The organism is Streptomyces sp. NPDC057099 (genome assembly GCF_042671245.1).
In the GTDB taxonomy this organism is placed as follows: domain Bacteria; phylum Actinomycetota; class Actinomycetes; order Streptomycetales; family Streptomycetaceae; genus Streptomyces; species Streptomyces purpurascens.
Map to the genome: position 1 here is coordinate 23079 of NZ_JBHUTX010000053.1, position 18869 is coordinate 41947.

15 protein-coding genes are annotated in these 18869 nt (G+C 74.2%); 3 read left to right on the top strand and 12 right to left on the bottom strand.

What is annotated here, in order from left to right; all coding sequences use genetic code 11:
• Positions 1-105: 105 nt before the first annotated feature.
• The 7 genes from ACFT4A_RS36665 to ACFT4A_RS36695 form a co-directional block, all read right to left on the bottom strand.
• Positions 106-4452, bottom strand: coding sequence for an SAV_2336 N-terminal domain-related protein (locus ACFT4A_RS36665; RefSeq protein WP_382839370.1), 4347 nt, complete (start codon positions 4450-4452; stop codon positions 106-108).
• The gene (locus ACFT4A_RS36670) at positions 4442-5497 is read right to left on the bottom strand and encodes an AAA family ATPase (RefSeq protein ID WP_382839372.1); all 1056 of its coding nucleotides are present in this window, start codon (positions 5495-5497) and stop codon (positions 4442-4444) included. Before ACFT4A_RS36670 ends, ACFT4A_RS36665 begins: the two co-directional genes overlap by 11 nt.
• A gap of 70 nt (positions 5498-5567) precedes the next feature.
• On the bottom strand, positions 5568-7301 hold the full coding sequence (locus ACFT4A_RS36675; RefSeq protein WP_382839375.1) for a trypsin-like peptidase domain-containing protein: 1734 nt from the start codon (positions 7299-7301) through the stop codon (positions 5568-5570).
• Complete coding sequence (locus ACFT4A_RS36680; protein WP_382839421.1) at positions 7298-7651, bottom strand: CU044_2847 family protein; 354 nt, start codon at positions 7649-7651, stop codon at positions 7298-7300. Before ACFT4A_RS36680 ends, ACFT4A_RS36675 begins: the two co-directional genes overlap by 4 nt.
• Positions 7652-7731: 80 nt before the next feature.
• Complete coding sequence (locus ACFT4A_RS36685) at positions 7732-9072, bottom strand: carboxyl transferase domain-containing protein (protein ID WP_382839378.1); 1341 nt, start codon at positions 9070-9072, stop codon at positions 7732-7734.
• Positions 9065-10531, bottom strand: coding sequence for an acyl-CoA synthetase (locus tag ACFT4A_RS36690; protein WP_382839381.1), 1467 nt, complete (start codon positions 10529-10531; stop codon positions 9065-9067). The genes ACFT4A_RS36685 and ACFT4A_RS36690 overlap by 8 nt, the downstream gene beginning before the upstream one ends.
• 73 nt (positions 10532-10604) lie before the next feature.
• Positions 10605-11873: an SLC13 family permease gene (locus tag ACFT4A_RS36695; RefSeq protein ID WP_382839383.1), complete on the bottom strand. Its 1269-nt coding sequence runs from the start codon at positions 11871-11873 to the stop codon at positions 10605-10607.
• A gap of 192 nt (positions 11874-12065) precedes the next feature.
• On the opposite strand from ACFT4A_RS36695, the gene ACFT4A_RS36700 reads away from it, so the two are divergent.
• Positions 12066-12773 carry a FadR/GntR family transcriptional regulator gene (locus tag ACFT4A_RS36700; RefSeq protein WP_382839386.1) on the top strand — a complete coding sequence of 236 codons (708 nt, stop codon included), beginning with the start codon at positions 12066-12068 and terminating at the stop codon, positions 12771-12773.
• 10 nt (positions 12774-12783) lie between these two features.
• On the opposite strand, the gene ACFT4A_RS36705 is transcribed toward ACFT4A_RS36700, so the two are convergent.
• Positions 12784-13869 (bottom strand): MerR family transcriptional regulator, encoded by a 1086-nt coding sequence (locus ACFT4A_RS36705; RefSeq protein WP_382839389.1) that lies wholly within the window; start codon positions 13867-13869, stop codon positions 12784-12786.
• Positions 13870-14035: 166 nt separating this feature from the next.
• Here ACFT4A_RS36705 and ACFT4A_RS36710 point away from each other — a divergent pair, with 166 nt between their 5' ends.
• Together ACFT4A_RS36710 and ACFT4A_RS36715 are read left to right on the top strand one after the other, a co-directional pair.
• Positions 14036-14920, top strand: coding sequence for a RimK family alpha-L-glutamate ligase (locus ACFT4A_RS36710; RefSeq protein ID WP_382839391.1), 885 nt, complete (start codon positions 14036-14038; stop codon positions 14918-14920).
• Between the two features lie 56 nt (positions 14921-14976).
• Positions 14977-16368 carry an MFS transporter gene (locus ACFT4A_RS36715; protein WP_382839393.1) on the top strand — a complete coding sequence of 464 codons (1392 nt, stop codon included), beginning with the start codon at positions 14977-14979 and terminating at the stop codon, positions 16366-16368.
• On the opposite strand, the gene ACFT4A_RS36720 is transcribed toward ACFT4A_RS36715, so the two are convergent.
• From ACFT4A_RS36720 to ACFT4A_RS36735, 4 genes are read right to left on the bottom strand one after another with little or no spacing between them, the layout of a single operon-like run.
• Positions 16349-16942 carry a hypothetical protein gene (locus tag ACFT4A_RS36720; protein WP_382839395.1) on the bottom strand — a complete coding sequence of 198 codons (594 nt, stop codon included), beginning with the start codon at positions 16940-16942 and terminating at the stop codon, positions 16349-16351. The two genes, ACFT4A_RS36715 and ACFT4A_RS36720, sit on opposite strands and share 20 nt — an antisense overlap.
• Complete coding sequence (locus ACFT4A_RS36725) at positions 16917-17744, bottom strand: FkbM family methyltransferase (RefSeq protein ID WP_382839397.1); 828 nt, start codon at positions 17742-17744, stop codon at positions 16917-16919. The genes ACFT4A_RS36720 and ACFT4A_RS36725 overlap by 26 nt, the downstream gene beginning before the upstream one ends.
• Entirely contained in the window at positions 17741-17962 is a 222-nt protein-coding gene (locus ACFT4A_RS36730; protein ID WP_382839399.1) for a Trm112 family protein, read from the bottom strand. The genes ACFT4A_RS36725 and ACFT4A_RS36730 overlap by 4 nt, the downstream gene beginning before the upstream one ends.
• Complete coding sequence (locus ACFT4A_RS36735) at positions 17959-18864, bottom strand: hypothetical protein (RefSeq protein WP_382839423.1); 906 nt, start codon at positions 18862-18864, stop codon at positions 17959-17961. The genes ACFT4A_RS36730 and ACFT4A_RS36735 overlap by 4 nt, the downstream gene beginning before the upstream one ends.
• Positions 18865-18869 lie beyond the last annotated feature (5 nt).

The window sequence follows — 18869 nt, forward strand, 5'->3', positions numbered from 1 at the left end:
GGCCGCCCGATGGCGGGCCTCCCTCGCATCGTGCGCGGGAGGGGACGGAGCCGCCTTTCCAAGGGGGCCGGGTGGGGTGCCGCCGAACGGGGGGTTCGGCCCCCGCTACGTCTGGAGCGAGCGCGCTGCCTCCAGGAGGGGGGCCAGGGACGTGACGGTGGTCTCGCAGCCCGCCTCGCCGAGGTGCCGGGCGGCGGTGGCGTTGCGGGCGAGGCCGATGAAGCGCAGGCCGGCCTGCTGGGCGGCGGTGAGTTCGGCGACCGTGGAGCCGATCAGTACGCCGGTCGCGGCGGCGCCGCCGGAGGAGTGCATCGCGCGCAGGAGGCAGTCGGGGTGCGGGGTCAGCAGGGCGAGGTCCTTGCCGCGGCCGTGGACCCCGGCCAGGGGGAGGCCGTAGGGCTCCAGATAGCGGTGGACGGCCGGTGCGCCGACGTCCGTGACCACACTGACACGGCGTCCGGAGTCGTGCAGCGCGCGGACCAGCGGGACGCAGTTGTGCGTGGTCGGCGCGGCCGGGAGCGCCAGCAGTTCGAGTTTCTCCAGGCGGTCCCGGAGCAGCGGGCCGAGCCGGTCGCGGGCGAACGCCCGCAGGACGTCCAGCGGATGGACGAACGTCTCCCGCCCCGCCCCCGCCACGCTGTCCTGCGGGTCGCGGTGCTCGGCGACCAGGGCGAGCAGGTCGAGGGCGGCCTCGCGCGCGGTGGTCGCGGAGAACAGGCGGGCCACCGGGCCGTCGAAGCCCAGCAGCACGGTCTCGGCGTCGCCGAGGAGACCGGACAGCGGGCGCGCCGACGGGGCCGGGCCCTGCGGTCCGGGCAGGGCCGCCCCCTCCGGGGCCAGCTGCACCGACGCCGCCACCGACAGCCCCGGCACGGGCCACCGGCGCAGCCCGGCGTTGACCGCGCGCTGGGCCGCGCCCGCCCGGCGCAGCGGATGCCGGCGGGTGATCCGGGCCGCCTCCTCCAGCAGATGCTCCAGCAGCGGCTCCGACACCCGGGCGACCTCGCCGCGGACGAAGGCGACCGGGTCGTCCACGTGCCAGGACAGCTCGACCGCGGCGGCGAAGGCGCCCTTGCCGGAGCTCGGCAGGGAGACCCGGTGGTGGGACTGGTGCGTGGTGAGGTCCACCTCGTAGTACGTGACGTGCCGCGGCGGCCCGTCGCCGTGCGGCTGGGCGGGGTTGAGGAGGGTGAGCGGGCCGTCCGGCTGGGTGTGGACGACGGCGGTGCGGCCCGGGGCCGGTATGCCGAGCCGGCGCAGATCGTGCGTGATGAAGGGCCCCCGCACCAGGTCGCGGTCCTCGAGTTCGGGGGCCGTGGAGGGGGACAGCGGGCAGTACCAGGCGACGGGCGGGGTGTCCGTGGCGCCGCCCTGGTAGAGGGGCTGGAAGCGCCGGGGCCCCTGGGCCGCCGAGCTGCCGGCGAACTGCTCGTACACGGCCGGGGAGACGACCACCTGGAGGTCGGCGTTCACGGGCGCCGACACCTCCGGCGGGGTGGGCCCGTCCCAGAACGTCACGGTGAGCGGCGGCGGGTCCACGAGCCCGGTCAGGACCTCCGGGAGCCAGCGCAGCACCGCGACCAGCACGGGGAGGACGTAGGTGCCCGGCTCGGTGTGGACCATGTAGCCGTTGCCGCGCACCCGGACATCGACCTGATGGGTGGCGAGGGCGCCCCGGGAGAGCATCTCGTGCACCGCGTACTCGAGGGTGATGCGGGCCTCGGGGTGACCGGTGAGGTCGTCGGCCTCGAAGAGGATCGTGGGGCCGGCGCCCTCTTCGGACGCCGTCCGCTCCAGGTCGGCCAGCGTGGTCTCGAGGTCCAGCCTGAGGGCGCGCAGACGCTCCCGGGTGGTGGCGGCGGCGGGGCCGGGGACGCCGTCGAGGGGGTCGCCGTACCAGAGGTCGAGGACGCGGCGGAGTTCGGCGGGGCCGCGCATCGTGTCGCCGAGGAGCTCCTCGCAGTGGAGCGCGTCGACGTACACGTCCGGCAGGTGCAGGGCGTAGGCATCCGGGAGAGTGACGAACGCGCCGGGCGGCAGCACCCGTCGCAGCTCGGGAATCAGGTTCTCGATGCGGGCTTCGGCCTCGCGGTCCGCCGGTGGCTCCGCCCACAGCCCCCCGGCCACCTCGGTGCGGGTCACACGGCGGCCGCGGTGGAGGAGCAGCATGCACAGCAGCGCCTGGGCCTCCGGCGAGGGGGGCTCGACGGGGTCCGTGCCGTCGCTGATGCGCAGCGGGCCGAGCAGTGTGAAGCCGTACGAGGGCGGCCACGGGGCCGTCGCGGGCAGCCCGGCGGCGTATCCGGCGGCTTCGCGCATCCTGCGCCTGTCGATCCGGTCGAGCAGCTCCCTGTGCTCGCGGGGAACCGCCACGCCCGCGGCCAGTTGCTTGAGAAACCAGCGGAATTCGGTCACGTCCGACTCGGGGCCCTTGTCCCGGGACTCCTCGCCCAGCGCGACCCGGCTGATCATCACCGTGCCGTCGGGCCGCAGCAACAGGCCCGCAGGGCCGGGCTCCCCGCGCACCAGACCGTGCGCGTGGAGCGCGTCGAGACCGGCCAGGCCCTGGCACACCAGGCGGGCGAACGTCCGGAAGGAGATGCCCGAGAGGATTTCTGAGAGCGTCAGCCCGTCCACGAACTCCGTGACCAGGTAGGGCGTGTTGCCCTCCGTCCCGAAGTCGAGCACCCGCACCACATGCGGATCGTCGACGTCGGCCAGCGCGCGGGCCTCCCTCAGGAACCGCTCGTGCGGCGCGGGCTGGTCGCGATACATCTGTACGACCACCTGCTGGTCGGTGCGGACGTCCACGGCCCGCACCTTCCGTCGGTCGGCCCCTCGCCGCCCGGCCAGCCGGTACCGCCCCGCGAACAACGGCTCCGGCGGCCCCTCCCCGCCCAGCCGCCGCACCGTCTCCTCGCTCACCGTCGCGAACGCGGGCCCCGAGCCGTTCTGCCCGCCGTCCGTCTCGGCCCGGAACTCCCCGGCCGCGAGCCCCGCCCGTTCGTCGATCAGACCGCCGACCCGCTCGAGGAACTCACGGGTCCGTCCCCGGGCCGTACGGGGCAGCGAACGCAGCAGCAACTCCCTCACACCGGGCCGGAATTCGTAGGAGCCGGGTGGGCCCGGGGCCGCCGCGAGCATGCCGCTGAGGATCACCTCGGCGAGGTGCTGGGGGTGCGGGTCGCGGTCGACGGTGCGCTGGACGAGGCGCATCACCGGGACCGAGGGGACCGCCAGCGCGAGATGCCCGGCGAGGCGGAAGGCCTCCGGGGACGCGGTCGCGCGGAAGCGCAGCACCAGGTCCTCCGGGGACGCCGAGGCGAGGTCGGGGACCGGTTCGGCGGGTGGTGCGGGGGCGGGCGGCAGCCAGGCCGCCGCGCCCGGGGTGCGGGCGCCTCCGGGGTCGGAGACCAGGGCCGCCCAGTGGGCGAGCCAGGGGGCGCCCGGTTCCAGGACCGGCAGGGGCAGGGCCTGGTCGGGGGCCGGCGTGGCTTCGTACGGGGTGAAGGCGAGCGATGCCGAGGGCGCCGCCGTGGACGGGGCGGTCAGCAGGCCCGGTTCGGCGGGGAGGGCCGTGGTGGGCCAGAGGTGTTCCGGCAGGGGCTGGACCACGGCGAGCGGCAGGTGGCGGGCCCAGTGGCGCAGGGTGCGGTACCAGCGGTCGCCCGCCTCGCCCGGGCGCCACTGCGGGCCCATGCAGTCGCTGACGACGAGGGTGACCGTACGGCCGTCGTCCAGGACGGGGACCTGGCGGGCCCGGCCGTCGGGTGTGGCCGGATGCAGGGTGACGGTACGGAAGATGCCCGACTGGGCGAGGGCCGTGTGCAGTTCGCTCACCAGGGGGCGCCAGACCGGCATGGTGGGGCCGGTGTCGTGCACGAGGTTCAGGCGCAGCCAGCGGTCGGGGGCCGGGCGCAGCACCGGGAGCCACACGTCGGGGTGGGCGCCGAGCCGCGCGATCCGGTCGGCCGTCGCCCGTTCGTCCAGCACGCGCCGGTGCGGGGAGGGCACCTTGCGCTGCAGCGGGCGCAGGGCGCGCTGGAGTGCGAGGGGGTGGGGCAGCATCGGCGGTGCGGGGGCGAGAAGGGGGGAACCGCCGCCGGCTCCGTCCCCCGGTGTGGGTCCCGGGGAACGCGGTGCGGGCAGGCGCAGGGGGACACGGTCGGGCGTGGGCGCCGGGGCCGTCGGTGGTGGCTCGGAGGACCGTGGCGGTACGGGGGTGGCGGCCGGGGGGTCGTCCTCGGGCGTGAGGGCCTCGGCTGTCGCTTCGGGCGTGGCGGGACCGACGGACCGGGGCTCCTCCCCGGACGGCTGCCCGTCCGCCTCCAACCGGCCCGCCAGCCACAGCAGTTCCGCCAGCTCCCGGGGCGTCGGCGACGCACCCGCCGCGGACAGCGCCGCGGCCAGGCGGGCGACGGGGGACTGTCCGGATCCGTGCTCAGAAGCCATCGCCGTCGGCCGTCGCGCTGAGGTACGGCATCAGTTGCTCGGCGAGGTCGTCGCGGGACTCGGCGTCCAGGCCGGAGACTCCGGTGAGGTAGAGGGCGTTCAGAAGCTGGTCGGTGGCCAGTTCGCCGCCGTTGGCCCGCTCCAGGAAGCGGGTGATCAGACGGTCCGCCGCGGCGTCCGGGGTGTCGAGGTGGGCGCGGACGATGTCGGTGAGCTGGTCCCGGTCGGGGCGGCGCAGCTTCAGCCGGACGCAGCGGCGCAGGAAGGCGGGCGGGAACTCGCGTTCGCCGTTGCTGGTCAGTACGACGAACGGGAAGGCCCGGCAGCGGACCCGCCCGCGCCGGACGGCGACCGGGGTGTCCGTGCCGTCGGCCAGGACCTCGGCCGCCGTGTCGTCCGAGTGGCGGGCGGCGCGGACCAGTTCGGGGATCTCGTACTGGCCCTCCTCCAGGACGTTCAGCAGGTCGTTCGGCAGGTCGAGGTCGCTCTTGTCGACCTCGTCGACGAGCAGGGCCCGGGGCCGGTCGTAGGGGAGCAGGGCCGTACCGAGCGGGCCCAGGCGCAGATGGTCCTCGACATCGCCGGCGGCCGGACGGTCCTGCCGCAGCCGGTCCTGCCGGTCCTGCCGGTCCTGCCGGTCCTGCCGCTCCCGGGCCGCGTACAGCCGGGACAGCGGGTCGTACTGGTAGAGGCCGTCGGACAGCGAGCTGCGGCTGGTGATGTTCCAGCGCAGCACCGGGCCGAGGCGCAGCTCGCGTGCCACCGCGTACGCCAGTGAGGACTTGCCGGTGCCGGGCGGGCCGGTGACGAGGAGGGGGCGGCGCAGACAGAGCGCGGCGTTGACGAGCCGGACGCTCTCCGGGGTGGCCACGTACGACTTGGCCCGGTGCACGCGGTCGGGCGAGACGGCCGTCGCGTCGTCGCCGTCGTCGGGCGGCGGCAGGGCCGGCCCGCCGTCGAAGGCGCGCCAGGGCGGTGGGACGGGGAGGTGGTCGATGCCGTCGTGCGGCTCGTTCTTGCCGGTGTAGACCGACCAGTGCGGCATGGGGGGTGGTCTCCGCTCTCCGTTTTCGTGCTGGTGTTTCTCAAGGCGCCCCGGACCGCGTCCGGGTGGGTCAGGACACCGGCGACACCGGCGACCCCGCGTGCGCGGCGACGACCGCGTGCGGGTCGGTGAAGACCCGTGGGTCGTCCCACAGCAGCTGGATGCCGTGGGCCCAGTGGTCCTCCTCGGCGTCGGCCTCCTCGCGCAGCGCCAGGATGTGGCGCGGGAGTTCGGCGGGCGGTACGGCCGAGAGGCAGGCGTCGAGCGCGTCGAGGAAGGCCTTGCCGGTGCAGCCGTCCGCTCCGGCGCACTCCTCCTGCCCGGAGTCGCAGCCGTCGCGCGACCACACGATGACCGGGGCCGGCGCGGTGAGCGAGGTGTCGAAGTGCGGTCGGGTACGGGAGGCGGCCGGGGCGGTGCCGAACCCGGCGAGGCAGGCGTCGGGCCGCCGCATCCGCATCCGCAGCCGCCCGGGCTCCTCCGGGCCGCCGCACTCCACACGGTGCATCCGCGCGCCCGGCAAAGCGTCCAGGCGCTTCCACGCCCGGGTCAGGACATGCCGGGTGCTGGCCTTGCGCCGGGCGTGGTCGGTGACGACCAGCGGGTAGACGCAGCCGAGCGGGGTCGCGTCGTCGGGGGCGCTCTCCCAGAGGTCGACGGGCCAGTCCAGCCAGTCCCGGGGCAGCGCGAACGCCACCAACTCATCGGCGCCGGGCGTCAGATACCGGAAGGCCGCCTCGATCCGGTCCCGCACGTAGGCGTGCAGCCGGTGCTGTTCGACCGTGCCGGAGTCCACCGGGTGCCGTCGCCCCTCGCTGTACGCGGACACCTCGACCCGGACCAGGCCGTCGCCCGCTCCGCTGTGCCCGAGTTCGACGAGGATGGGCGACCAGTCGGGCGCCGACGGCTCCACGGCCGGGGTGTGCAGCAGGGCTTCGAGCCGGTCGGCGAACCGGGACACGGTCCGCGCGGCGCCCGGCCCGTCGAGTTCGCACAGTACGAACAGGGCCGCCGACCACAGGGAGTCGAACCCCTCCTCGGGCGGCGGCGGGTCGAACGGGTCGGCGGCGGCGGAGTAGAGCCGGGCCGGGTCGCAGTCCACGCCCGCCCGGGCCGCCTTCTCCACCAGGGCGCGCAGCCGGGCCCGGTCGGCACCGGCGTGGTCCGAGGTGGGGACGAGGCTCTGTAGGCCGGGCCAGTAGCGGGCCATGACCTGGGTGGGCATCATCCGGCCGTTGCGCACGTCCCGGCTGCCGGCCGCCGCCGTGACCATGCCGACGACCTCGCCGGTGTCGGCCAGGGTGACGGCCGCCCCGCTGAAGCCGGGGGCCAGGGCCTGGCCACCCGGGTGCCAGGCCTCCAGCTGGAGCCACTCCCGTTTGATCAACTGCGGTGCGGTGACGCGGTACTCGGCGAGGGTGCCCTCGTCGAAGCCGACCGGGAAGCCGTAGACGACGAGCTTGCGGGGGCTCGTGCCGTGCGCGGCGTCGACCGGCGCGAGCGCGGCCGGGGCGATGGGCATCTCCCGGTCCAGTTCCAGCACGGCCAGGTCACCGAGGTCGGTGCCGGCGCCGCTCCAGCCGCCGTGCGCGACGACCCGGGCGGGCACGGCCGGGGAGCCGGGCAGCTCCGTGAAGGTCACCGTCGGGCCGTCGCCGTCCCGCACGACATGGGCGCAGGTCAGCACCGTGTTGGGGGTGACCAGGAAGCCCGCTCCGGCCACCTGGCCGCGTAATTCGATCCGGGCGTGCCACTCGGCGCTGTTCAGGCTGGTCTCCAGGGCGCTGTCCACGGCGCTGTTCATGACGCGGTGCCGGCCTCCCGAGCACCGGCCTCCGAAGCGGACGGGGACCAGGACAGCTTGACCACGAGGTGCCCCTCGGCGGTCCCCTTGGCGATGAACGCGCCTGCCTCGGCGGACAGCTTCACCCCGAACTCGATCTCCACACCGTCCGGCTTCAGCGAGCCGTCCCGGAAGACGCGCAGCGCGGACTCGGCGGCGGAGCGCACGCCGTCCAGGGCGCCCTCGAACGTACGGGTCGCCTGGACCGCACCGTCGCCACGGGAGACCAGGCGGGAGCCGGACCGCTCCTCCACCCCCTCGACCGCGACCACGGCACCGTCACCGGTCCTGAATTCGACCAACCCGTCCACGGCACCCCCGTCGTCCCACTGCACTGAGCATTTCCGTTGTTACGGAAGGTACTTGATGTTCCGTGGGCCATCCACCGGACTCACGGACCCACCGTCCCCCGGATCACCCTCAGCTCCACCAGATCCTGCGGCCGGATGCGGAGCTGGTCCGCCGTCGGTTCCACCTCGCGCGGCGGCCGCTTGAGGATGGCCGCCGCGAGCTCCGGCGCGATCACCGAGAAGTAGCTGTCGGCCGTGGCCCAGGTGTTGCCGGGCGCGGCCAGGGCCAGCGCGCCGCCGGAGCCGCCCTCGCCGATCACCAGCGTCGTCACCGGCGTACGGGCGCCCGCCACCGCGCCGAACAGGTCGGCGATCGCCGCGCCCGCGCCCTGCCGCTCCGCCTCCGCGTCGTTGGCGGCGCCCGGGGTGTCGACGAGGGTCAGCACCGGGATGCCGAGTCGGTCCGCGAGCCGGATCAGCCGGGCGGCGGTGCGGTAGCCGGCCGGGCGGGTCGCGGTCCCGGTCTGCGCCGCGTACGCGACCGTACGGCCCCGATGTTCACCGAACCCGCACAGCATCCCGTCCGGGTCGGTGCCGCCGCAGCGGTCGCCGCTGATCGCGACCCGGTGGGTGAAGTAGGCGTCCAGATAGGCGGCGGCGCGCGGGCGCCGGGGCGAGCGGGCCCGCCGTACGGCGTCCCAGCCGGTGCCGGGCAGGCCCGCGCTGTCGCCGAGCGGTTCCGGCGGCGGGGCGGGCGTGCCGGACGGGGACGTCAGCAGCGGCAGCCACCGCCCCAGCGCCTCGCGCAGCTCCTCCGGCCGTACGACCGCGTCCACCGCCCCCGCCGCGAGCTGCGCCTCGGCCGTGTACGCCGCCGGGTCCGCGTCCGCCGGCCGCACCCGGGAGCCGGCGAAGCCGACCTGTGCCCCGGGCAGCGCGAGGACCACGTCGGCGCCCGCGCCGAGGGTGGCCCAGCCGCCCCCGGTCGTCGGGTCGCGCACCACGGCGACCTGGGCCAGCCCGGCCTCCCTGGTGAGCGCCGACTGCCGGGCCACGCGCTGGAGCTGGGTCAGCGCGAGCATGCCCTCCTGCATCCGGCTGCCGCCGGTGGCGACGAGCGGCACGACCGGGAGACGGTGTTCACGGGCGTATGTGTACGCCGCCTCCAGCAGGTCGCCGGTGCGCTGCCCCAGGGAGCCGCCGAGGAAGCCGAACTCGAACGCGATCAGTACGGCCCGGGCGCCGCCGATCCGGGCGGTGCCGCAGACCACGGACTCCTGCTCGCCGGTGCGTTCGGCGGCACGGGCGCGGGAGGCGTCGTAGCCCGGCCAGGCGAGGGGGCCGTCCGGCCGGGGGTTCCTTATGGACAGGGGGAGTTCGGCGAAGGTGGAGTCGTCGGCGACGAGGGCGACGATCTCTCGAGCCGAGTGCCGGTCACTCATGGGTCAGCGCCCGCTTCATGATCTTCCCCATGTCGTTGCGGGGCAGCGCGTTCAGGTGGTGGACGACCCGAGGGCGCTTGTGCGGTGCGAGGCGCTGGGCCACATGGTCGGCCAACTCGGCCAGGGCGGGCGGCGACTGGGGATCCGCGGGCACGATCCACGCCACGATCCGCTCGCCCAGGTCGGGGTCCGGCTCCCCGGTCACCGCGGCCTCCCGCACCCCGGGGTGTTCGAGGAGCGCGTTCTCGATCTCGCCGGCCCCGATCTTGTAACCGCCGCTCTTGATCAGGTCGGTGGCCTTGCGGCCGACGATCCGCACATAGCCGTCGGGGTCGCGCACCGCCATGTCGCCGGTGCGGAACCAGCCGTCGGCGGTGAAGGCGGCGGCGGTGGCGTCGGGCCGGTTGAGGTACTCGGTGAACAGGTTCGGGCCGCGCACCTGGATCTCGCCGACGGTCTCCCCGTCGTACGCGCCGACCTCCGAGCCGTCCTCCTCGACCAGCCGCAGCTCCACGCCCGGCAGCGGCACACCGACCGTGCCCGGGCGGGCCTCGCCGTCGGCGCGGACGCTGGTGTTCATCAGCGTCTCCGTCATGCCGTAGCGCTCGATCACCCGCCGTCCCGTCGCCGTCGCGATCCGCCCGTGGTCGTGCACGGGCAGCGCGGCCGAACCGGAGACCAGCAGTCGCGCCCCCGTCAGTGCCTTCACCAGATCCGGGTCACTGGTCACCGCCTCGGCGATCCGGTGGTACATCGTCGGCACGCCGAACAGCATCGTCGCCCCGCCGGCCAGCTCGCGGGCCACGCCCTGGGTGCTGAACCGGCCCAGGTGCCGGACCGACCCGCCGCGCCGCAGCGGGCCGAGCGTGCCCAGGACCAGGCCGTGGACGTGGAACAGCGGCAGTCCGTGGACGAGGACGTCGTCGCCGCTCCACTGCCAGGCGTCGGCCAGCGCGTCCAGGGTCGAGGAGATCGCCCGGCGCGGGATGACGGCACCCTTGGGCGGGCCGGTGGTGCCGGAGGTGTAGACGATCAGGGCCGGGTCGGACTCGTCGGCGTGCTCCTCGACGGCGGCGGGGGCGGGGCCGGTGCCGTGTACGTCGATGTCTACGTCCACGTCGAGGCGGGGCAGGTCCCGTACCGGGGAGGGGAGTTGGTCCTCCGGGGCCGTGAGCACCAGGTCGGGGGCGCTGTCGGACAGGATGTGGCCGAGTTCCTTCTCGCCCGACTTGGGGTTGAGCGGTACGGCGGGGATGCCGGCCAGCAGGGCGGCGACGACGGCGACGGCGGTCTCCATCGTGGGTGTCGCCCAGACGGCGACCCGCCTGGCCTCGCCGATGCGTCCGGTGAGGGCGCCGGCCGCGGCGGCGAGTTCTCCGTACGTCAGTGAGCGCTCGCCGAAGCGGAGAGCGGGCCGGTCGGCCGGGGCCTCGGTCAGGGCCGGGAAGAGAGGGGGCACGCGTCCGTCTCCTTAGTCGTCTTGCCTGTGTTGCCTGTCTTGCCTGTCTGTCCGTTCAGGGGGCATCGGTCGGTCATCCCCAGCCGGGGACGACCATCACCAGCCATGCCGCCGCCGGTACGACCGCCACCACGACTCCTCCGTACACCATCAGCTGCCGGAAGAAACGTTCGCGGTCGACGTCCGGCGCGGCGGCCAGGACGAGGGCGCCGTTCGTGGAGAACGGGCTCACGTCCACGACGGTCGCCGATACGGCGAGTGCGGCGACCATGCCGATCGCGCCGATCTCGCCTTGTTCCAGGAAGGGGACGGCCAGGGGGATCAGGGCGCCCATGATTCCCACGGAGGAGGCGAAGGCGGAGACCAGGGCGCCGATGTAGCAGAGGAGCAGGGCGGCGAGGAGGGGGATGCCGATGCCGCCTACGCCCTCGCCGGCCCAGGTGATGGTGCCCATCTCTTCCAGGACGCCCACGTAGGTGAGGACGCCGCAGATGAGGAGGACGGTGGGCCAGGCGATTTGGCTTGTGGCCTTGCGGCTGTCTTCGGGCCATGCGGTGCTGAGGATGACGGCGAGGGTGATGGCGGTGAGGCCTGCGTCCAGGTCGAAGACGAGGACGGCTATGACCAGGGCGAGGAGGGAGGTGAGGGTGGCTATGCGGGGTGGGGTGAGGGTGGTTTCTTCCGGGCTCAGGGTGGGGGTGGCTGGGGCGGGACTGCCGTCGTCCACCGCGCCCTGCGCCCACAGCTTCAGTCCTCCGCACACCACGAACACCACCCCGGCGATCACCACATTCGCCGTCAGTGACGCCAGGAAGAGGACCAGTTCGCTGCCCGGGAGGTTCTCGCGTGCCACCAGGCCGTTGACGATCGAGCCGTAGATGCTGATCGGGGAGAAGCCGCCGGCCTGGGCGCCGTGGACGACCATCGCGCCCATCAGGAGCGGGCTGATCCCGTAGCGCGTGGCGAAGCTCAGGGCGATCGGGGCGACGATCGCGACCGCGGCCGGGCTGACCGCGCCGATCGCCGTGAGCGCGCCGGTCAGCGCGAACATCACCCAGGGGATGAGCGCCACCCGTCCCCGTACGAGCCGGACGGCGGCGTGCACCAGCCAGTCGGTGGTGCCGTTGGCGCGGGCGATCGCAAAGAGGTACGTGACGCCGACCAGGACGACGAACAGGTCACCGGGGAACCCGGCGAAGATGCCGTCCGCGTCGAGGTCGGCGACGAGCCCGCCGACCCCGAAGGCCGCGGCGAAGGCGAGCGCGCCCATGTTCACGGAACGGGTGGTGGCGATGACGAACACCACGACGAGGACGAGGATCGAGATGAGTTCGGGGGACATACGGGCTCCCGTCGTTGGGCCCCGGAGCGGTTGGGAGTGCCTGAGAATGGACGAGTGGCTGAGCCACTCGTGCCGCGTTGGCTGAAAGCGTGGGTGCGGCCCGGGCGCCCGTCAAGGGGTCGCGCGACAATTGGTTCAGCCACTCGGCCACCGGGTAGCCCGGTGCTACGCTCCCGGCGAGAGGGGGACTCCGTGACCGACGCCCTGCGCCCCATGACGAAACAGCGCCTCTACGAACAGGTGCTGGAGCGGCTGCGCCAGTACGTCGCCGAGGGCGGGCTGCGCGCCGGCGACCGGCTGCCGCCCGAGCGTGATCTCGCCCAGCGGCTCGGGGTCAGCCGGGCCTCGGTGAAGCAGGCGATCGTGGTGCTGGAGGTCCAGGGCCTGGTGGAGGCCCGGCACGGGGGCGGTACGTATCTCGTGCGGGACAGTCTCGACACCGAGCCCGTCGAGCGGATGGTCGAACGCCGCAGGCGCCTCCCGGATGTCCTGGAGGCCCGGGAGGCGCTGGAGACGAAGCTCGCCGAGCTGGCCGCCGAGCGGCGCACGGAGGACGATCTCGCGGCGATGCGCTCGGCGCTCGCGCACATGGCGGAGGAGATCGAGGCGGACGGTCACGGCGTGGAGGGCGACCGCCTGTTCCACGCGGCCGTGACGGCGGCGGCCCACAGCAGTCTGCTCGCCGAGTTCATGCGCTCCATCGCCGAGCAGATCGCCGAGAGCCGCACCGAGTCGCTGCGCCAGCCCGGCCGCCCGTCCCGCTCCCTCTCCCAGCACCAGGCCATCCTCGACGCGATCGCCGACGGGGAACCCCGCCGGGCGGCGGCGGCCATGCGCCGCCATGTCCGCACGGTGGCGAAGGTGCGGCTGCTGGACTGGGAGCCGGGGGAAGAGGAGTAACAGCCCGGGGTCAGGCGGTCGGCCGCTCCACCACGTCCGCCACCACACAGCTGACGTTGTCCGGGCCACCGGCCTTGTTCGCCGCGCCGACCAGGGCCTTGACCGTCTCGTCCGGGGTGACCTGCGAGGTGAGGAGCCCGAGGATGCGGTCCTCGGGGATCACGCTCGACAGGCCGTCGGAGCACAGCAGGTAGCGGTCGCCCGCGTGTGCGTCGTGCAGGCGGAGGTCCGGGATCACCGTGGCCCCGCCGCCCGTGAGGGCCTTCAGGAGGAAGGCGCGCTGGGGGTGGGAGACGGCCTCCTCGGCGGTCAGACGTCCCTCGTCGATCATCGACTGGACGACGGTGTGGTCGTGGGTGATGAGGAACAGTTCGCCGTCGCGCAGCAGATAGGCGCGGGAGTCGCCGATGTGCACCAGGGCCAGCCGCGAGCCCGTCCACAGCAGGGCGGTCAGGGTCGTGCCGATGTCCTCGGCGCCGTCGGCCACGTCCTGGACGGCCTGGGCCGCGCCCCTGACCGCGTCCTCCAGGAGGTTGAGGACCCCGCCGGCCGGGATCTCGGCCGTGTCCAGGGAGCGCAGTGCCTCCACGGCGGCGCTGCTCGCGGGCGCGCCCGCCGGGCCGAAGCCGTCGGCGACGGCGAGCAGCCGGGTGCCCGCGTAGGCGGTGTCCTGGTTGGCGGGGCGGACGCGTCCGGTGTCCGAGTGGGCGGAGTAACGCAGTTCCAGCATGGCGGTGTCCTTTCCTGGCTCTTGCGAGTCCGTCGTCAGGTGATCGACCAGGAACGCGGCGAGGTCCCGCCGTACCGCCGTCTCCGCCTCGACCCGCGCCCAGTAGGCGCGGATCTCGCGGGCGGCGGCCGTCGAATCGTGCGCGCACAGCCGGCCCACCCGGCGGATCTCGGCCAGCGGCATGCCCAGCCGCCGCAGCCACGCCACCAGCCGGGCCTGCTCCAGCTGGGCCACCGCGTAGTAGCGGTACCCGGTGTCCGGGTCCACCCGGGCGGGCCGCAGCAGGTCCAGCTCGTCGTACAGACGCAGTGCCTTCGGCGAGAGCCGGCAGGCCTTCGCGAACGCGCCGATCGTCAGCATGTCCATGCGTGCCCCCGCCTTCCGCGCGCCCGTCACGGCGCTCGTCGCGCTCCTCGTTCCGCCACCGATGCTGGGGCTTCCCCAAAGGTGAAGGTCAAACAGGGTGTCGAGGTTCCGTCGGCCATTGTTAGCCTGCTCCGGAATCGATCGTTTGCCCGAGAATGGAGTCGCCGTGGCCGGGACCCCGCGCATCGCGCTCGTCACCTACGACCCCGGCGGCGAGGTGAGCAAGGACCAGGACCTGCCCGTGCTGGCGGACGCGCTGCGGGAGGCCGGGGCCGAGGCCGCCGTCGAGTACTGGGACGACCCCGACGTCGACTGGGCCGGGTTCGACCTCGTCGTCATACGGTCCACCTGGGACTACAGCTGGCGGGCCGAGGAGTTCGCGGCGTGGGCCGAGCGGTGCGGGAAGGCGACGCGGTTCGCCAACCCGGTGGACATCGTGCGGTGGAACGCCGACAAACGGTACCTGGGCCGCCTCGCGGAGGCCGGGGTGCCCGCCGTGCCCACCCGCTACTTCGCGCCCGGCGACCCCGTCGACCTGCCCGAAGACCACGAGTACGTCGTGAAGCCCACCTCCGGCGCCGGCGCCCGGTACGCAGCCCGCTACCCGGCCGGGGAGCGCGACGCCGCCCTGCGCCAGGTCGAGCGGATGCACGCCGAGGGCTTCACCGTGATGCTCCAGCCCTATCTGACCAGCATCGACACCCACGGCGAGCGGGCCCTGCAGTTCTACGGCGGACGTCTGCTGCACGCCAGCCGCAAGGGCGCCGTCCTCGCGCCGGACACCCCGTACGACGCCGACAAGATCGCCCACCCCGATCTCCGGCCCTGGGAGCCGACCCCCGCCGAAGTGGCCGTCGCCGAGCGGGCCCTGGCCGCCGTGCCCCTGTCCGGCGATCAGGAGCTGCTGTACGCGCGCGTGGACCTCGTCACCGGGCCGGACGGGGAGCCGTGCGTGATGGAACTGGAGCTGATCGAGCCGAATCTGTTCCTGTGGCTGCACCCGGAGTCGGTGCCGAGGGTGGTGGAGGCGGTTCTCTCCGCCGTCGGCTGATCGCGATGCGTGGGGCATACGTCCCTCGGTGAGTCTTTTGGTGTACCTGTAGGGCCATGCCCTCCGAGCGACGGTCCTGGGCACCGCTGCTGGCGGTGTGCGCCGGGTACTTCATGGTGATCCTGGACGTGACGGTCATCAACGTCGCCGTGCCGGTGATCGGGCGGGAGCTGTCGGCCTCGCTGACCGGCATCCAGTGGATCACCGACGGCTACACCCTGGTCTTCGCCGGGTTCCTGCTGACGGGCGGCGCGCTGGGGGACCGGCTGGGCAACCGGCGGGTGTTCTGCACGGGCGTGGCGGTGTTCACCGTGTCCTCGGCCGCGTGCGCGCTGGCGCCGAGCGCCCCGTTCCTGGTGGTGGCCCGGCTGGTGGAGGGGCTCGGGGCGGCGCTGATCGTGCCCGGATCCCTGGCGCTGCTCCAGCAGGCCTATCCGGAGAAGGCCGTACGCGCGCGGGCCTTCGGGCTGTGGGGTTCGATGGCGGGCATCGCGGCCTCCGCCGGGCCGCTGCTGGGCGGGCTGCTCGTCTCCACGGTCGGCTGGCGCTGGGTGTTCCTCATCAACCTGCCGGTCGGCGCGGCCTGTCTGGCGCTGACGCTGAAGCACGTCGGCCGCTCGCCCCGGCGCGCCGACCGGCCCCTGGACTGGCCGGCGCAGGTCGCGGTCGTCGCGGCGGTGGCGCTGCTGACGGCGGCGCTCAACGAGGCCGGACGGCGCGGCTGGTCCGACCCGGCCGTGCTCGCCGGGCTGGGCCTGGCCGTACTGGCCGCCGCGGCCTTCGCGCTGCGCGAGCGACTGGCCCGCTCCCCGGTGCTGCCGCTGGGCCTGCTGCGCTCGCGCGCCATGAGCGGCGGGGCGGTCATCGGCCTGCTGTTCAACTTCGGCTTCTACGGCATGGTGTTCACCGCCAGCCTGGAGTTTCAGCACCAGCGCGGCTACAGCGCCCTCGGCACCGGGCTCGCGCTGTTCCCGGCGGTGGCGATGACCATGTTCGCCTCCGTCCTGTCCGGCCGGCTGTCCCGCCGCACCGGCGATCGCCCGCTGGTGGTCTCGGGCATGCTCCTGGCCGCACTCGGGCTGGCCGGCTGGGCCGCGGCGGGCGCCGACCCCGCCTACGGGCTGCTGGTGCTGCCGATGATGGCCGCCGGGTTCGGTACGTCCTTCGCCCTCACCGGCTCGACCGCCACCGTGATGGGCGCCGCCCCCGAGGCGTACTCGGGGGCCGCCTCCGCGCTGTTCAACACCACCCGCCAGGTCGGCAGCGCCACGGGCGTGGCCCTCGGCGGCAGCCTGCTCGCCTCGGCCGGCGACTACGGCACCGGGATCCGCACCAGCATGTTCATCGGCGCGCTCGCCTATCTGGCCGCAGCGGTCCTCGCGTGGCGGTGCGTACCCGCGAAGGGCGCGGCCCCGGGTCCGGAGCCCCTCAGTCCTGACGGCCGGTGACGGCCACCCGCTGCAGCAGCCCCCACGTGAACTCCGCGACGACCTCCCACCGCGCCCCCGCCCCGTCCGGCGCCGTGAACGCCAGCCCCCACCGGGTCGGTGCCGTGCCCTCCAGGGGACGGGCCGGGGCGAAGGCGCGAGCCGCCTCGTCCACCGTGCAGGACCAGGGGGCGAGATCATCCAGGGTGCGCAGATCAGGGCCCTCGGCGCCCGGCGCACGGACCAGCCACTCGTTCCACACGGCGCCGTTCGGGGCGGTCAGGACCTCGAAGCGCAGGTCGGGCCAGAGCGGCACGGGCCACAGCCACGCCTCGCAGTCCAGGTCGCCGATGCGCCGGGCGGTACGGGACTCCGCGTCGCCGAGGACCGAGCGATAGCGGGACAAGGCCGGGCGCGGGGAGCGGATCATCGCCTGCCAGCGCTTGTTCGCCTCGCGCATGTCCGCCAGGGAGACTCCCAGCGCGTGCCGGGCGTCCTCCACCGGGCCGGGATTGTGGTCGGCCATGCGGCGCAGCAGCACCAGCTGGAAATCGAGCGGGGTGAAGGGGCTAGCGGGGCGCTTTCCGGAAGGCATGGGAACCATCGTTGCCCACCGGGGCCCTGCCGGGGCGGCGGCCGTCGGGCAGGAACAGCACCGAGTTGACGTAGCGCGGGCCCCTGAGCAGGGGGGAGGGCAGGACACGGCGGAGCAGGCCGTGGGAGACGACGTAGGAGGCGTCGGCCTGGTGGTCCTCCAGCGGGAACTCGGCCAGCGGCACCCAGGTGTCGCCCGGCAGCACCCAGCCGTCGTAGCCCAGCAGGGCCAGATAGGTCACCACCGGGGCGATCGGCTGGATGCGGGACTCCAGTTCCACGAACAGGGCCGGGCGGTCGCGGGCCAGCAGACCCGTCGCCCCGCGCAGCACCGCCGGCTCGTTGCCGTCCACGTCGATCTTGATGAAGCCGACGTCGCGCAGCCCCAGATCGTCCAGCGTGACGCAGGGGACGTCCAGCGCCCGGCCGTGGATGTCACGGCGGACCAGCGAGGACACCCCCCGGTCGCCCGAGTCGTCCGACGGCAGCCACAGACGGGCGAGGCCCGGCCGGTCCGAGGCCGCCGCACGGATCACCCGTACGTTCGACGGGACGGCGGCGGCCAGCAGCCGGGCCAGATGCGGCACCGGCTCGATCGTCACGACCTGCTCGGCGCGGCCCGACAGCCGGTGCGTCCAGGGCCCGTACCAGCCGCCGACGTCCACCGCCGTACCGCAGCCCGGCGGGCACAGCTCGGCGAGCCGGGCCAGCTCCGGTTCGAACCGGGGATACAGGGCCCGGGCCGTCGCGGCCACCAGACGGGTGGGCAGGAGGGGAGCGAGGCGGGCCGCCAGGCTGGTCACGGCGACATCCTCTTGAGGAGTTCCTCGTGCTCCTCGTCCGGCACCTGCTCACCCGACGACGGCAGCAGCTGCGGAATGCCGTCGAGGATCGGATAGCGGCGGCGCAGCCGCGGGTTGTACAGGGACTCCTCCTGCTCGGCCTCCTCGGCCAGCAGATGCAGCGGGCCCTTGTCGAGCGGGCACGCAAGGATCTTCAACAGCGGGTCGTCGGGCTTCATGGGGATGCCAACTCCTTGGCTGGGGCGGGCTCTTGGGGAGCGGAGTCGTGTTTGGGCATGGTCAGCAGTACGGCGACGGCCAGGGTGGTGCCCGCCACCCGCAGCGCGAGCCGCAGGGGATCGTCCGGCAGTGCCTCGCCGAACGACAGCGTGCCGAGCACCGCCGTGAACAGGCAGGTCACGGTCGTGCACACCGGCACGATCAGCGAGGCCCGGCAGCGCTGCAGCGCCGCCTGCGACATCACCAGGCCGAACACGCCGGTGAACAGCAGCAGATACGGATACGGGGAGGCCAGCAGATCCAGGACCGCGCCGCCGATCCCGCTGGTCGTCAGATGGCTCGACACACCCTTGATGGCCAGCGAGCTGACGCCGTACAGCAGGCCCACGGCCACGCCGTACTCGACGCCGGTCGTCGGGCGCCGGTGCCGGTTGCGGGCGCGGCGCTCGGCGGAGCCGTACAGCCACACCCCGGCCGCCAGCGACGGCACGCACACCAGCAGGATCAGGGGGTAGGGCGCGTCCTGGCTGACGGAGTCCGAGCCCTCCCGCAGGGACAGCACCACCATCAGCAGCGCGAGCAGGATCGCGCCCAGGGCGTACCGCTCCCGGCCGGTCGTCTCCTCGCCGAGCAGCCGGGCCGACAGCAGCACGAGCAGCACCAGGCCGGAGACGAAGATGCCCTGCGCGGCGGCGATCGGCAGCGTCCGGTACACGGCGAGCTGGGCGGCGAACCCGGCCGCGAGCGAGAGCGAACCGCCGATCCACAGCGGGCTGCCGAGCACCAGCCGCAGCAGCCGGGCGGGCTGCCGGATCGATACTTCAGGCAGGGCGGCGAGCGCGCGTTTCTCCAGGACGAATCCGGTGCTGTACAGGACGTTCGCCAGCAGGGCCGCGGCCACTCCCC